The organism is Methylobacterium sp. Leaf94, assembly GCF_001426045.1.
Lineage (GTDB): Bacteria > Pseudomonadota > Alphaproteobacteria > Rhizobiales > Beijerinckiaceae > Methylobacterium.
The window spans coordinates 161,245-176,164 of the sequence record NZ_LMRM01000056.1; the positions used below are offsets into that span (position 1 = coordinate 161,245).

Consider the following 14,920-nt stretch of genomic DNA (forward strand, 5'->3'; position numbering starts at 1 on the left):
CCGCATAAGAACCGCCGCTGTGTCCCCGAGGGGGTCACATGAGGCGACGTCGTCAGCCTGATCATCAGGGATCCGGCGGCTGTGCCCGAGGAGAACAGGATCATGTCCATGATTGCGCGCTTCCGCGTGTTTCCGCTGGCGGCCGCCCTCTGCGCCGCCCTCAGCGTCGCAGCCTGCACCAACGACAAGGATCTGGCCGACGCCTCCGGGTTCGGCGCCGGCGGTGGCATGAACGGCGGCGCCAACACCCCCGGCAGTGCCCAGGACTTCGTGGTGAATATCGGCGACCGGGTGTTCTTCGAATCGGACTCCACCGATCTGACCTCGACCGCCACCGCCACCCTGGATAAGCAGGCCAACTGGCTGCAGCGCTATCCGCGCTACACCTTCCTGATCGAGGGGCACGCCGACGAGCGCGGCACCCGAGAGTACAACTTCTCCCTCGGCGAGCGCCGCGCCCAGTCTGTGAAGGACTACCTGGCCTCGCGCGGCATCGCGAATGGGCGGATCCGTACCGTCTCCTATGGCAAGGAGCGTCCGGTGGCCGTGTGCAACGACATCTCGTGCTGGTCCCAGAATCGCCGCGCCGTCACCGTGCTCGATCGCGGCGCTGGTTCCTGACGCAAGGATGCCGCGGGATCTCGGAGCCGAACCCTCTTCAGGATCCCGCGCCCGAAACGATGTGCCGCGGCATGGCCGCATTTTTGCCGCGTGGGACAGCATTTGCTATCGGCGGGTTGCGATCTTCGCGAACGCACCTCCGCTCCTCGACCACCGGTAACGCCCGTCATGCTTGCCCGCCTCCTCCTCGCGACCCGCCTCGCCGCCGCAGCCGGATCCGTCACGGGATCGATCCTCTGGGGGATGTCGGCTCCCGCGATGGCGCAGGACGCGTCCGACTTCGTCGTCCGGCTCAATCGGCTGGAGAACCAGTCGCGTCAGACCGCGGGGCAGATCGAAACGCTGCAGTATGAAAATCGCCAGTTGAAGGAGCAGCTCCGCAAGTTTCAAGAGGACGTGGAGTTCCGCCTGCAGGAGGCGAAGGGGGGCCGCAGCGGCGCTCCATCGGGGACCAATCCGGCTCCGGCCAAGCCCCAGAAGCGCAGCGACGCCTTCGATCCCGAGCACAATCTTGGCAAACCGGGCGCGCCGATGCAGCTGGGTACCGCCACGCCGAGCGGGGCGGGGGCCGAAGCGCCCCGGGCTCGCAACGTGCCTCCGGCGGTCGTCGAGGCGGATGACGAGGAGCCCGGCCTGACGCCACCTGGTCTCGGCGGCCCAGTCGACCTGTCACCGCCCGCCCGCGTTCCGACCACCGGTGCACTTCCGAATTCGCCCCGGGCCGGCAGCGTCGCTGCTACGGGGACGGGGGATGCGCGCGCCGATTACGAGATTGCCTACGCCTACATCCTTCAGCGCCAGTACGAGCAGGCCGAGATGGGCCTGCGCCAATTCATCCAATCCCACCCGCGCGACGCACTGGTGCCATCAGCAACCTACTGGCTCGGCGAGAGCTACCTACAGCGCAATCGCAACCGCGAGGCGGCCGAGCAATTCCTGAAAGTCTCCACGGACTATGCACGCTCGGCGCAGGCGCCGGATGCCATGCTGAAGCTCGGAGCCTCGCTCAATGCGCTCGGAGCCCGCGAGCAGGCCTGTGCGACCCTCGCGGAATTGGAGCGTAAATTTCCTTCTGCCAGCACCAGCGTCCGCCAGGGCGTGACCCGCGAACAGAAGCGCGCGCGCTGCGCCGCCTGAGCAAACCGGTCGACGCGGTCGAGGACGCGCTCCGCCCCTATCTGACTGGCGGAACGGTCCTCCTCGCGGTCTCCGGCGGACCCGACTCGACCGCGTTGATGGCTGCAGCGGCAGCCGTCGATCCTGCGGCGACCGTCCACGTCGCCACGGTCGATCACAACCTTCGGCCTGAAGCGGGCGTGGAAGCCGCGGCGGTCGCCAGCCTCGCCGAAGCTGTCGGTCTCCCCCACCGAACCTTGGCCTGGACCGGACCAAAGCCGTCGCGGGGGCTTCAGGAGGCCGCCCGCATCGCGCGTTACGCTCTCCTTGCCACCCATGCCGAAACCATCGGTGCCGGCCTCGTGCTCACCGGGCACACCCGGGACGATCAGGCCGAGACCGTTCTGATGCGTCTTCTGGCGGGGAGCGGGCCGGCAGGCCTCGCGGGTATGCGCACCGAGCGATCCCTGACACCTTCCATCAGACTGGCACGGCCCTTCCTGAAAATCGCGAAGGCTCAACTCGTGGACTATTGCGAGCGCCGGCACTTCGCCTTCGTGCGCGACCCATCCAACGACGACGAACGCTTCGCCCGAGCACGCCTGCGCCGGCTCATACCGGACCTCACCCGCAAAGGTCTGAGTCCGGATCGGCTCTGCCGTCTCGCGGCGCGCTGCGCTCGTGACGACGCGGCCTTGACGGAAGCGGCGCGGATCGCTTTCGTGACGGCACTCCGGCCGGAGTGCCGCCCCGGCATCCACCTGGACGGTCCCCATCTCCGCTTCCTGCCGGACGCCGTACTTCTTCGTGTTGCGAGCCTCGCGGCGGAGCAGATGAAGCCCGATAGCCCGGAGCGGCTGGAACGGCTCGAAGCCCTCGTTCTGGATGACCTTCGACCCGCCCTACATGAGGGGATTCCGGTACGCCGGACTCTGCGTGGGATATTGTTCGAAGTGACGCGGGCAGGGGATCTGGTGCTGACCTCGGCGCCACTGCGCCGGGGAAGGAAATCTTCGTAACCCTCCCATCCGATGCGGCCTTGCCGCGGCGGCATGGCCATGGCACGGCCTCCCCTTCGACTTGGCAAGGGGGGACTCGCTGCCTACATTGGCGGGGAGCGTCAGGAGCGACCCGCCCCAATTCGCGCGGCGGGCCCCGATGCCTCCAGGGATTGATCGATGAACCCGAATTTCCGCAACTTCGCCTTGTGGGTCGTCATCTTCCTGCTCGTGCTCGCCCTTGTGACCCTGTTTCAGAACCCGGGTCATCGTGGTGGCGGTTCCGAGATCGCCTACAGCCAGCTCCTGAATGATGCCGATTCCGGTAAGATTCAGACGGTTGTGATCTCCGGGCAGGATGTCAGCGGCACCTATGTCGGCGGCGGCAACTTTACGTCCTATGCCCCCAACGACCCGAGCCTCGTGTCCAAGCTGCAAAGCAAGGGCGTGCAGATCACCGCTCGTCCCCCATCCGACAACACGCCATGGTTCATTCAGCTGCTCGTGAGCTGGCTGCCGATCCTCGTGTTCATCGGCGCCTGGATCTTTCTCTCCCGGCAGATGCAGTCCGGGGCAGGGCGCGCAATGGGCTTCGGCAAGTCGAAGGCCAAGCTTCTCACCGAGGCCTCTGGCCGTGTAAGCTTCGACGACGTCGCCGGCGTCGAGGAAGCCAAGGAGGACCTGCAGGAGATCGTGGAGTTCCTGCGCGACCCGCAGAAGTTCCAGCGCCTGGGCGGCCGCATCCCGCGCGGCGTGCTTCTCGTCGGCCCCCCCGGCACGGGTAAGACCCTGATCGCCCGGGCGGTCGCGGGCGAGGCCAACGTGCCATTCTTCACGATCTCCGGCTCCGACTTCGTCGAGATGTTCGTCGGTGTCGGTGCCTCGCGCGTGCGCGACATGTTCGAGCAGGCCAAGAAGAACGCCCCATGCATCATCTTCATCGACGAGATCGACGCGGTCGGCCGCCATCGTGGCGCCGGCCTCGGCGGCGGCAACGACGAGCGCGAGCAGACCCTGAACCAGCTCCTCGTGGAGATGGACGGCTTCGAGGCCAACGAGGGCGTGATTATCATCGCGGCGACCAACCGTCCCGACGTGCTCGACCCCGCCCTGCTGCGTCCGGGCCGCTTCGACCGCCAGATCATGGTGCCGAATCCCGACGTCGTCGGCCGTGAGCGCATCCTGCGCGTCCACGTCCGCAAGGTGCCCCTGGCGCCGGACGTCGACCTGAAGGTCATCGCGCGCGGCACCCCCGGCTTCTCGGGCGCCGACCTGATGAACCTCGTCAACGAGTCGGCCCTGCTCGCCGCGCGGCGCGGCAAGCGCATCGTCACGATGCACGAGTTCGAGGATGCCAAGGACAAGGTGATGATGGGTGCCGAGAGGCGCACCCTGGTCATGACCGAGGACGAGAAGCGGCTGACCGCCTATCACGAGGGCGGCCACGCCATCGTGGCCTTCAACGTCCCGGCGACGGACCCTGTCCACAAGGCTACGATCATCCCGCGCGGCCGGGCACTGGGCATGGTCATGCAGTTGCCCGAGCGCGACAAGCTCTCGATGTCCTTCGAACAGATGACCTCGCGCCTCGCCATCATGATGGGCGGACGCATCGCCGAGGAGATGACCTTCGGCGCCGACAAGGTGACCTCGGGTGCACAGTCCGACATCGAGCAGGCGACCCGTCTTGCCCGCATGATGGTGACCCGCTGGGGCTTCTCGCCAGAGCTTGGTACCGTGGCCTACGGAGAGAACAACGACGAGGTCTTCCTGGGCATGTCGATGGGTCGTCAGCAGACGGTCTCGGAGGCGACCGCTCAGAAGATCGACGCAGAAGTTCGCCGCCTCGTGGAAACCGGCCTTGAAGAGGCGCGCCGCATCCTCGGTGAGCACAAGGACGATCTGGAGGCATTGGCTCAGGGTCTCCTCGAATACGAAACCCTGTCCGGTGACGAGATCAAGAACCTCATCGCGGGCAAACCTCCAATCCGGGACGCGGGCGATGGACCGACCACGCTGCGCGGCTCATCCGTTCCATCTGCCGGCCGTGGCCGTCCACGCGGCAGTGATGGACTGGAGCCTCAGCCACAGGCTTGAGACCTGAGATAAGCCACATCTGACATCACGAGCCCGCCACCGGCGGGCTCGTTCGTATCAAGGCCGTCCTAACGATACGATGGATTTGGTCTTCAAGGGCGGGATCCGGCAACCGGATTTTCATCCCATGGGTGAACCTAATGCCGAAGCATCATCACCGGCGGTCAGTCGGAGCATTGCGTCTGAAGGCGGACTCAGTTCCCCTACACGCGAGAACAGCAGACGGGACGCGAAAAGCATGTCGCGCAAGTATTTCGGCACGGATGGTATCCGGGGACGGGCCAACGGCGTCATCACGCCGGAACTCGCCCTGAAGGTCGGTCAGGCGGCAGGCTTGATCTTCCAGCGCGGCGATTACCGCCATCGAGTCGTGATCGGCAAGGATACGCGTCTTTCGGGCTACATGATTGAAACCGCCCTGATTGCCGGCTTCACATCGATGGGCATGGACGTACTCCAACTCGGGCCGATGCCAACCCCGGCCGTGGCGATGCTCACCCGATCCATGCGCGCCGATATCGGCGTGATGATCTCGGCCTCGCACAATCCTTTCGAGGACAACGGCATCAAGCTGTTCGGGCCCGACGGCTTCAAGCTCAGTGACGATGTCGAGCGGGAGATCGAGGCACTGATCGACGGCGAACTGCATAAGCGTCTGGCAGGTTCGCGGGACCTTGGACGTGCCAAGCGCATCGAGAGCGTGCACGCCCGCTACATCGAATTCGCCAAGCGCTCCCTGCCGCGCAACGTCACCCTTGACGGCCTGCGCATCGTCGTGGATTGCGCGAACGGCGCCGCCTACCGAGTGGCACCCGAAACCCTCTGGGAGTTGGGTGCCGAAGTGATCGCCATCGGTGTGGAGCCAGACGGCTTCAATATCAACCGTGACGTCGGTTCAACCGCGCCGGCTGCGCTTGCGGCCAAGGTTCGGGAGCTGCGCGCTGATATCGGCATCGCCTTGGATGGCGACGCAGACCGGGTCCTTATCATCGATGAGAAGGGCCAGTCCGTCGACGGCGATCAGCTGATGGCCGTGATCGCCCGGTCATGGAAGGAGGATGACCGCCTAACGCAGCCGGGGCTGGTCGCCACGATCATGTCGAACCTGGGCCTGGAGCGCTTCCTAGGTGGTATCGGTCTGAATCTGGCGCGCACCGCGGTGGGGGACCGCTACGTGCTCGAACACATGCGGGAGCACGGCTACAATCTCGGCGGCGAGCAGTCCGGACACATCATCATGTCGGATTACGCCACCACCGGCGATGGCCTCGTGGCGGCTTTGCAGTTGCTCAGCGTCGTGAAGCGTCAGGAGCGTCCGGTCAGCGAAGTCTGCCACTGCTTCGAGCCGCTGCCCCAAATCCTCAAGAACGTACGCTACCGGTCCGGCCAGCCGCTGAGTGCGGATTCGGTCGTCACGGCAATTGCTCAGGCGCGTGAGCGCCTCGGCAATTCCGGCCGCCTGGTGATCCGCCCGTCGGGCACCGAGACGGTGATCCGTGTGATGGCCGAAGGGGACGACCGGGGCCTCGTCACGGAGGTGGTGGATGATGTAGTCGAGGCTGTTGCCAGAGCTGCGGCGTGAATTCGCTCGGGTTTGACTAAAACGGCTCGGCACAGATGCTTTGGCCCGTTCGAGATGCGAGACCTTAGATCTGATCGTAAGCCGCAGGTGCGACCTCTCGCCAGGCGGCCAGGAGAGCTGCGGCCAGCATGTCCTCATCCGCCTTCCAAAGGGTGAGACAAGTCCAGCCGCGCCGACCCCAAGCGCCGTCCACCGCTTCGAAAAGATCGGGCTCGGCCTCGATCCATTCGGCCTGCAGCGTTCGCGAGAGGCGCAGAACCAACCGTTCCTCTTCCACCCACAGCGTCGCGAAGATCCGCCCAAGAACCCGAAAGTCCGGGTGTCCGTTGTGCGCCCCCTCGGTTACTTCAGGAAGTGCCCCGGCCAAGCGGCGAACATCCTCTGGTCTGCTGGGCACGGGCAGTGTTTCCCTGTCGCTTAAATTTCTACTCAAAACGAGCGTGCATTCCGCCGTAATGACGGACCAAGCGTTGTGTGACAGCCGTCAACGCATCCGCAAGGATAACATTTAACGTTAAATCCGATTTAACTCTTGGATCCCATGATGTCCCCGTCATCCCGCCGGTATTTCAGGCTTCCGGCACACGGTCGATTGAAGGACATCCGATGCGCCGCACCAAGCTGTCTGCCTTGGCGCGCTCGATCACGCTCTTTGCGAGCGTGGCAGCGCCCTGCCTCGCCCAAGCGGCGGATCTGCTTCCGCCCCTGCCGCCCGAGCCGCTGCCCCCGCCCGTTGAGATCGGCGGCGGCTGGTACCTGCGCGGCGACGTCGGCGTTGGCGCAGCCAGCGTGGGCGCCATCTCGACCACGGTCCTGAAGGGATCGCTTCCGGACGGGTACCGATACGACCAGAAGGCCATCGAAAGCCAATTCTTCGCCGGCGGCGGTGTCGGCTATCAGTTCGGCGCTTACTTCCACGGCGATATCACGGCCGAGTACCGCGGCGGAGGCAAGCTGACCTTCCAGGACAGCTATGGAGCGGATTGCCGCTCGGATGGGTGCCGCGGGGTCAACGCGTATCAGGCCAACTTGGCGTCCGTCGTCGTAATGGCGAACGGCTACATCGATCTCGGCACCTGGTATGGCGTGACGCCCTTCGTCGGCGGCGGCGTCGGCACTGCGTTCCACGACTTTTCCGGATTCAACGATCGCGGCTTCGGCAACGCGACCGGCGGGTATGGATTCGCTAAGGACAAACATTCGAACACGCTGGCCTGGTCGGCTATGGCCGGTCTCGGCTACAGCGTGACGCCCAATTTGAAGCTGGAACTCGGCTATCGCTACCTCAATCTGGGTGACGTGCGCTCGGGTGTCGTGAACTGCATCAACCAGGATTGCGGCGGCGCGGTCTACAAGGTGAAGGAGGTCACCTCCCACGACGTCCGGATCGGCATGCGCTGGCTGCTCGGTGGCATCGTCGCCCCTGCAGTCGCCGAGTATCAGCCCGAGCCGGCCCCGTTGATTCGCAAATACTGACGGAGGCGTGCCCTGCCGGGGGGCTCCCCCCAGCGGGGACAGAGACCGGATTGATCCGAAGGCCGAGGACGCGGGATGCCGCGTCCTCGGCCTTCGTCCGTTTCCGGGCGTCGGCGATCATCAAAAACCCCGTCGCGACAAAGCGTTAGGGTTAAGTCCTCTCTAACGGTTCTGTTCTACGGTGCGGCGTTGCGTGATCCGAGGCGTGCCGCGCGCGCCTTCGATCGCTTCAAATCGTTCAGCGTTCGAGAGGGTCATGGCCGCATCCACGTTCCGGTTCGTCACGGCCTTCGGGCTGATGCTCGCTGCTCTAGGGCTGGCGCCCACCGCCTCGGCGGCGGATCTTCGCCCCCTGCCACCACCGCCACCCGCCCCGGTCGCCATCGGGGAGGGGTGGTACCTCCGGGTCGACGCGACGGTCAGCGATTATGCCCGTCCCCATGATGCGACCCCAGCGCCGGCCGACGGAAGCCCCCTCAATCCCCTCACGCGCCTGAATCTCGAGACGGTTCCCGGCTATGGCGGCGGCGTCGGCTACCGCATCAACAACTGGCTGCGCGTGGACGCCACGATCGATCAGCGGATGCCCGCCCGCTACAGCGCCTATTCGTCGGGCTCGGGCTTCGTGACGGGCTACAACATCGAATCCGCTCAGCTCGACGTCCTCACGGGATTGGTGAACATCTATGCCGACCTCGGGACCTGGTGGGGCCTGACGCCCTATATTGGCGGGGGCATCGGCTTCGCCGACAAGCATCTCGGCAAGGCCTACACCCAGACGACCTGCATCCTGGAAGCCTGCGACGGCAATGCGGGCACCGGCTTGCGCGACGTTGTGCGGCGCCCGAGCCGCTCGGTCGCTTCCTTGGCCTGGGCCCTCACAGGCGGCGTGTCCTACGAGATCGGCGCCGGCCTGAGCCTCGACACCAGCTATCGCTACGTCGATCTCGGCCGCGCCAAGACAGGGCTCGACACCTACGGCTTCGATTCGCGCCTGAAGGACCTCGCCTCGCATGAGGTCCGCGTCGGCCTGCGCTACCGCTTCGCTGGCGGTCCGGCGAGCCTCCCCGGCCTCCCCGGTGCGAGCTGGAACCGAAATCCCTACGAATAAGGGACCCGGCCCGGCGAGCGCCTCGCCGCCGGGCTCCTTACCGTTCCCGCGAAGGACAGGGCAACGGAACGTTAAGGTTACTCAAGTAAAACCGAACCATAGGCTCAGCCATCTGACCCATCGGGCTCACGCCCTGAGGACGACATCGATGCGTACCGTTTCCCTCGCGCTCCTGACCGGTTTCACTGTCGGAATCGTCGTGCCGGCGTGGGGCGCGGACCTTGATTACGGCATCCTGCGCGGCTCCGACTACGAACCCGAAGTCCAGATCATCGACTGGAACGGCGTCTATTTCGGTGGACACGGCGGGTACTCGTCAGCGACCGCCGGCTTCAAGAACGCCTACACGCCGCTGGTGTCGAACGCCTTGCGCTACTCCACCGCAGAAACGACCTTCAACGCCTCCAGCCTGCTTGCGTCCCGCGGTGGCAATATGGAGGGGGCCAGCTACGGCGCCTTCGCGGGCTTCAACTACCAGTTCGACGAGACCGTGATCGGCATTGAGGCCGACTATACGCGGTTCGACCGGACAGCCTCGACGCGGGACAGTCTCAGCCGGTTCAAGGTCGGATCCGACGGTTACCTGGAGACGGTCTCGCTGACCGGTGCCGCGACCGCGCGGATCGAGGATTACGGCACGATCCGCGCCCGCGGCGGCTACGCGCTCGGGAACTTCCTGCCCTACGTTACGGGCGGCCTTGCCATCGGCCGGGTCCATACCGAGCAATCCGTCGCGATTCAGGATTACGGCTACGACACGATCGCCTACAAGGCCAACCAAGCTCTGACGACGGGCAATCCCGTGGCGGTCAAGAACTTCGGCTACACAGCGAACGGCTTCGACCCGAACAACCCGGAATCCGGAACTCCGGCCACCCAGGTGGTCCGCACTGCCAAGACCAAGACCATGGGCGGCTTCGTCCTTGGTGGCGGCCTGGAGTTCGCCCTGACGAGCAACATCCTCCTGCGTGGCGAATATCAGTACGTCATGCTCAACGACTTCCAGCAGAGTGCCGCGAACCGGATCGCCATCAGCACCGTGCGGGCCGGCGCCGCCGTGAAATTCTGAAGGCCCTTAAGCGATCGCTCGCTCTTTTCTTTTACGGTCGTCCGCGCGGCGACCACGCCGCCGCCGGGAGTTCGTTCATGCGTCGCCACATTTTACTCGGCAGCGCCGCGGCCTTGTTCGCGAGCGCTGCGGCCTCGTTCGTAGGAGCAGCGCCCGCTCACGCAGGCGGTGAACCCGGCCGGGGCGACCGGCGCCCGCTCCTCCCGCCGCACATCGCCTACCGGGATCCGGTCTACGTTGCCCCGCGACGCCCGGTCGTCCTGATTCCCGTCCGTCGCGTGCCGCGCTCTCTCGCACTACCGCTCTACAATGAGCCTCCGCCGCGCTTCCAGGCGCTCTGACCGCACTCAGGTCTCCAACTCGGTGTCCCAGTAGAGATAATCGAGCCAAGTGTGGTGATACTCCCGGTGATCGAACTCCGGCTGGCGGCGGTGCAGCTCGTGCCGTGTCGGCCGGTGCGGCTCGTGGAGCAGAGGCATGTCCGCCTCTGCCGGGGTGCGATTGGCCTTGCGCAGATTGCAGGGGGAACAGGCCGCGACGACGTTCTCCCAGCTCGACAGGCCGCCGCGGGACCGGGGCACGACATGGTCGAAGGTTAGGCCACCCGCCGGAAGGCGCAGGCCGCAATACTGACAGGAAAAAGTGTCTCGCAGGTAGATGTTGTAGCGGGTAAAGGCCGGGCTACGTGCCAGCGTCACATAGCTCTTCAGGGCAACGACGCTGGGCACGCGCAGCGAGCGAGACGGGGACCGAGCCTCGACGTCGTAGCTGGCCACCAGCGTGACTCGATCAAGGAACAATGCGGTGAAGGCATCCTTCCAGCACCACAAGGAGAGCGGATTATAAGAGAGCGGCCGATAATCCGCATTCAGTACGAGCGTTTGAAGATCCAGCATCGGCGCTACCCTCTCGACGGGTCAACAGAGGGACAACGCGCGGAGGTCGGTGGGCGCATCGTCCCAGGTTGGTGAAAGATCAAACATCTCCGCGTCCCGGAGCGTCGTGGCGCAGGCGGAAATGGGGGTAGGGCCCAGCCGCTCGACAAGCGCCGAGGAGGGGCGGGATAGCCAGGCATTGGCCAAAAGCCGTCGCATCGGGCGAGAACGCCCGGTTCGTGGCGACGCACATCGGCGCAGATGGTCGTCGCCACCTCCTCGCACGGGAACGAAAAGGCCAAGTCCATCGGGATTTAGTCTAATATCAGCGTGACACGCTTGTGAAGGTCACCCCCGCTCTCCACGAGGTCGCGCCCACGGATCGGCGATCCGTACCGACCGGCTGCCTGTATCTGCCGCACCGTCAGCCTTTCGCCCCATTGCTCGGCGATGGGGCGGTTTCCGGTCGCTCCCCGTGCTTCCGAGTCGTGCAGGTTCTACCCGTCCGGTTTGGGCATGTGGGTTGCCAGTGGCCCAACGAGGCGAGGCGCGACAGCGCGCCAGAACCGCGCGACGGCGCAGCGCGAAAGGATCATCATGGGCGGTATCCCGAGAGGCCAGACGACCCGAGGCACCCGAGGTGCGGCACTGATCGCCGCTTGGCTGGGTGTCCTCGTCCTGGCTCCTGCGGGCGCAGTCGGGCAGGGCACGCCCACGGCGGCGCCCGCCGCGGCCCCGACGAAGGCTGCCCCGGCCCCTGCGCCAGCAGCCCCCGCAGATAGCAAGCCGGCCCCCAAAGCGGCGGCCCCGAAGCCGGCCGTTTCGGAGCAGATCCAAAACGTCCGCGACCAGCTCGACAGCGCCAAGGCGGATTTGGAGCAGCGCGAAAAAATCCTCACCGGACCGAATATCGGGAGCGGCGACCTGACCCGCGCCCGCGAAGGCATCGAGGTGATCGCGGACAAGATCCGTCACGTCATCGACATCACCACCCCGCGCCTCGATGCGGCCCGCGAGCGGCTGACACAGCTCGGTCCGAAGCCGAAGGACGGTGAGGAGGGCGAGGACGTGGCGCGCGAGCGGACGGAGCGCGAGCACGCCGTTGCGGAGATCGACGAGACCCAGCGACTTGCCCGCTCCCTCCTGGTCCAGAGTGACCAGATCGTCGATCAGGTCTCGAACCGCCGTCGCGCGGCCTTCACTCGCGGCCTGTTCGAGCGATCGACCGCCCTCGTGAATCCCGACCTGTGGATGAGGATCGCGGCCGACATCCCACGCGACGGACGCGCCTTGCAAGGCGCTGTGGAGGATACGGCGGCCCTGTTCGCCCGCAACGGCACCATCGGAAACCTGCTGCTGCTCGGGATCGCCTTCGGTATCTCGATCGCCCTGTATTTCGGGCGTCGCAACATCGCCCCACGCCTCGGCCGGCGCGATGCCAAGGCCGTCGACCCCTCGCAGCGCCGGAAGCTCCTCGCGGCCTGGCGCGTGTTCCTCCTCGGCACCATCCCGGCGTTCATCGGCAGCTACGCGGTCTATTACGCCCTCGATGCCACCGATCTCCTGCCCCTGCGCCTGTTGCCGGTGGCGGGCGCCATCCTGGGTGGCCTCGCCTTCATCGCCTTCGTGGAGGCCCTGGCCGACGCGCTGCTCTCACCCGACAAGCCGTCCTGGCGCGTCGCGACCATGAGCGACGCCGCCGCTGCGCGGGTGACCCGTCTGGCCGTCGGCATCGCCATCGTCATCACAGTGGTCAAGTCGATCGAGGCCCTGAACTCGGGGATCTCGGCGGCGCTGCCCATCTCCATCGCCACGCGCGGCATCGGCGCGCTCGCCACAGCGCTGATCCTCGCCATCGGACTGCATCGCTTCGCCGATTCGGCCGAGCAGGAGGAGGCGTGTTTCGGCCCCTACGTGGCGCCGGAGGCGACCACCGGGATCGGCGGCCCGGCGCGGCTTCTCGGCTGGGCGGCGGTGGTTGTCATCGCCATCGCCCCCCTCGTCGGCTACGTGGCCTTCGCGGCCTTCGTCATCGACCAGCTCGTCTGGACGGCGGGGCTCTTCGTCCTGCTGTTCCTGCTGATCTCCAGCGCCGACACCTTCATCGGGGGGACGCTCTGCGATGACACCAAGATCGCCACCGCGCTCCAGGCCAATACCGGCTTGCGCAAGCGCTCGATCAATCAGATCGCCGTGCTGGCGACCGGCCTCGCGCGAGTGGTACTGGTCCTCGTGGCCGCGCTGCTTGCCCTGGCGCCCTGGGGCCTCGACTCGACCGACGTGTTCAGCTCGGTTCGCAGCGCTTTCTTCGGCTTCAAGGTCGGCGACGTCACGATCTCGCTCTCCACGATCGCGCTCGCCATCGGTCTCCTGCTCCTCGGCATGGCGGTGACGCGGGCGATCCAGCGCTGGCTCGAACAGACCTACCTGCCGGCCACCGACCTCGACGCAGGCCTGCGCAATTCGATCTCGACGATCGCGGGCTATATCGGCTTCCTACTAACCCTGGCGCTGGCCTTCTCCTACCTGGGCCTGAGCCTGGAGAAACTCACCATCGTGGCCGGTGCCCTCTCGGTCGGTATCGGCTTCGGTCTCCAATCTATCGTCAACAATTTCGTCTCAGGCCTGCTTCTTCTCTGGGAGCGCCCGATCCGCGTCGGCGATCAGGTCCTGATCGGAGACAGCGAAGGCATCGTGAAACGCATCTCGGTGCGTTCCACCGAGATTCAGACCTTCGACCGCTCGGCTGTGATAGTGCCGAACTCGAACCTGATCTCCGGTATTGTGAAGAACCGGGTCCGTGGCGATCGGACCGGCCGCGTCAGCATCACGGTCAGCGTTTTGCGCAACCAGGACCCCGTTCACGCGGCCGAACTCCTGATGGGCTGCGCTCAAGCCCAACCGGACGTGCTCAAGGAACCGCCGCCCCGCGTCGTCTTCCGCAAGATCGGCGATCCCTTCCTGGAATTCGAGCTGATCGTCATGATCGTCGACGTCAGTCTTGGCCTGAAAGTGCAGAACGATTTGAACCTTACGGTCTTTCAGACCTTGTCGCAGGCTGGAATGATCCCCGCCCTCGGGCCGGGGTCCAGCGTGGTCACGGTGCAAGGCTTGGATTCTTTCCAGAGCGCCGTAGGGCAGATCGCCAGCGCGTTCGCCCAACCGCAACGCTCCGGAGACCAAACCGCGCCGCAGCGCGTTGAGGACCGGCTCGACGAGGCCGAGCCGATGCGCTCCGCGGAGGCGGGGAGGCGGCGCGCGGGGAGCTGACACGGTGCGTAGGGAGACCGAGGCGTGGGGCGGAGAACGGTACTGATTTTCGGAGCCGGCGTGATGGCCGGCGGTCTGGCTCTGCTCACCGGCTGCGCTACCCCGGAGCCTGTAAATTCTACGCTTCCCAGCCTCTACTGGCCGATGACGACGCAGTCGGCGCAGGTCGATACGGCGACTGCACGTGACATGATCTCGGCCTACCGCGCGCGAAACGGCGCAGGGCCCCTGCGCCTTGATCCTGACTTGCAGAAGCTGGCGGAGGCGGAGGCGGCCTCCATGGCCGCCGCCGATCGACCGAGCCGGGCCCAGACCGTCAAGAATGCGGTCGAGCGGCTCGGCTTCGAGTCAGCAGAGGCCAACCTGTCGGCCGGGTATCACACCTTGGCCGAGGCGTTCTCCGGGTGGCGCGACAGTCCGGCACACAACGCAGCGATGCTTGCGCCCGGTGTGCAGCGTATGGGCATCGCCACCGCCTACGCACCAGGATCGAAGTACAAGGTCTATTGGGCCCTCCTATTGGCACAGTAGGCTTTATCCAGAAATAGCTTGTCCCGGACGGAAGCTGGCACAGCCACCGGACGTCAGACTGCGAGCGCGTTTTCCGGGGGGTCGGGGGAGAGAGGCCTCCCCGGATGGCTGGGCGAGAAAAACTTTTCCGTTGCCGATAACGCCTCTCGATCGAGCCAGCCGTCAGGCCGGACG

Annotated in this window: 12 protein-coding genes; 10 read left to right on the top strand and 2 right to left on the bottom strand. The window is 65.8% G+C overall.

Annotated features, from left to right (window positions below):
• Positions 1 to 102: 102 nt before the first annotated feature.
• The 5 genes from pal to glmM all read left to right on the top strand — a co-directional run bounded on the left by pal (position 103) and on the right by glmM (position 6,414).
• Positions 103 to 621, top strand: a complete 519-nt coding sequence (pal, locus tag ASG63_RS20720) for a peptidoglycan-associated lipoprotein Pal (protein ID WP_056221079.1) — start codon at positions 103 to 105, stop codon at positions 619 to 621.
• A 168-nt stretch (positions 622 to 789) separates the two neighbouring features.
• Positions 790 to 1,758 (top strand): tol-pal system protein YbgF, encoded by a 969-nt coding sequence (gene ybgF, locus ASG63_RS20725; RefSeq protein ID WP_056221082.1) that lies wholly within the window; start codon positions 790 to 792, stop codon positions 1,756 to 1,758.
• Between the two features lie 98 nt (positions 1,759 to 1,856).
• The gene (gene tilS, locus ASG63_RS20730) at positions 1,857 to 2,756 is read left to right on the top strand and encodes a tRNA lysidine(34) synthetase TilS (RefSeq protein ID WP_082559435.1); all 900 of its coding nucleotides are present in this window, start codon (positions 1,857 to 1,859) and stop codon (positions 2,754 to 2,756) included.
• A 159-nt stretch (positions 2,757 to 2,915) separates the two neighbouring features.
• Complete coding sequence (gene ftsH / locus ASG63_RS20735; protein ID WP_056221088.1) at positions 2,916 to 4,832, top strand: ATP-dependent zinc metalloprotease FtsH; 1,917 nt, start codon at positions 2,916 to 2,918, stop codon at positions 4,830 to 4,832.
• A gap of 238 nt (positions 4,833 to 5,070) precedes the next feature.
• The gene (glmM, locus tag ASG63_RS20740; RefSeq protein WP_056221091.1) at positions 5,071 to 6,414 is read left to right on the top strand and encodes a phosphoglucosamine mutase; all 1,344 of its coding nucleotides are present in this window, start codon (positions 5,071 to 5,073) and stop codon (positions 6,412 to 6,414) included.
• A gap of 64 nt (positions 6,415 to 6,478) precedes the next feature.
• Here the strand turns inward: glmM and ASG63_RS20745 are convergent, their stop codons facing one another.
• A complete protein-coding gene (locus ASG63_RS20745; protein WP_244479989.1) occupies positions 6,479 to 6,781 on the bottom strand; it encodes an MmcQ/YjbR family DNA-binding protein in 303 nt (100 codons plus the stop codon).
• Positions 6,782 to 7,020: 239 nt separating this feature from the next.
• Between ASG63_RS20745 and ASG63_RS20750 the strand changes: the two genes are divergently transcribed.
• The 3 genes from ASG63_RS20750 (at position 7,021) to ASG63_RS20760 (ending at position 10,070) form a co-directional block, all read left to right on the top strand.
• On the top strand, positions 7,021 to 7,890 hold the full coding sequence (locus ASG63_RS20750) for an outer membrane protein (protein WP_056221099.1): 870 nt from the start codon (positions 7,021 to 7,023) through the stop codon (positions 7,888 to 7,890).
• A gap of 256 nt (positions 7,891 to 8,146) precedes the next feature.
• Positions 8,147 to 9,001 carry an outer membrane protein gene (locus ASG63_RS20755; protein ID WP_056221101.1) on the top strand — a complete coding sequence of 285 codons (855 nt, stop codon included), beginning with the start codon at positions 8,147 to 8,149 and terminating at the stop codon, positions 8,999 to 9,001.
• A 148-nt stretch (positions 9,002 to 9,149) separates the two neighbouring features.
• A complete protein-coding gene (locus ASG63_RS20760) occupies positions 9,150 to 10,070 on the top strand; it encodes an outer membrane protein (RefSeq protein WP_056221104.1) in 921 nt (306 codons plus the stop codon).
• A 347-nt stretch (positions 10,071 to 10,417) separates the two neighbouring features.
• Here the strand turns inward: ASG63_RS20760 and ASG63_RS20765 are convergent, their stop codons facing one another.
• Positions 10,418 to 10,966: an HNH endonuclease gene (locus ASG63_RS20765; protein ID WP_055950293.1), complete on the bottom strand. Its 549-nt coding sequence runs from the start codon at positions 10,964 to 10,966 to the stop codon at positions 10,418 to 10,420.
• 576 nt (positions 10,967 to 11,542) lie between these two features.
• Between ASG63_RS20765 and ASG63_RS20770 the strand changes: the two genes are divergently transcribed.
• Together ASG63_RS20770 and ASG63_RS20775 are read left to right on the top strand one after the other, a co-directional pair.
• Positions 11,543 to 14,215: a DUF3772 domain-containing protein gene (locus ASG63_RS20770; protein WP_082559436.1), complete on the top strand. Its 2,673-nt coding sequence runs from the start codon at positions 11,543 to 11,545 to the stop codon at positions 14,213 to 14,215.
• A 63-nt stretch (positions 14,216 to 14,278) separates the two neighbouring features.
• Positions 14,279 to 14,746, top strand: coding sequence for a CAP domain-containing protein (locus ASG63_RS20775; protein WP_056221107.1), 468 nt, complete (start codon positions 14,279 to 14,281; stop codon positions 14,744 to 14,746).
• Positions 14,747 to 14,920: the final 174 nt, after the last annotated feature.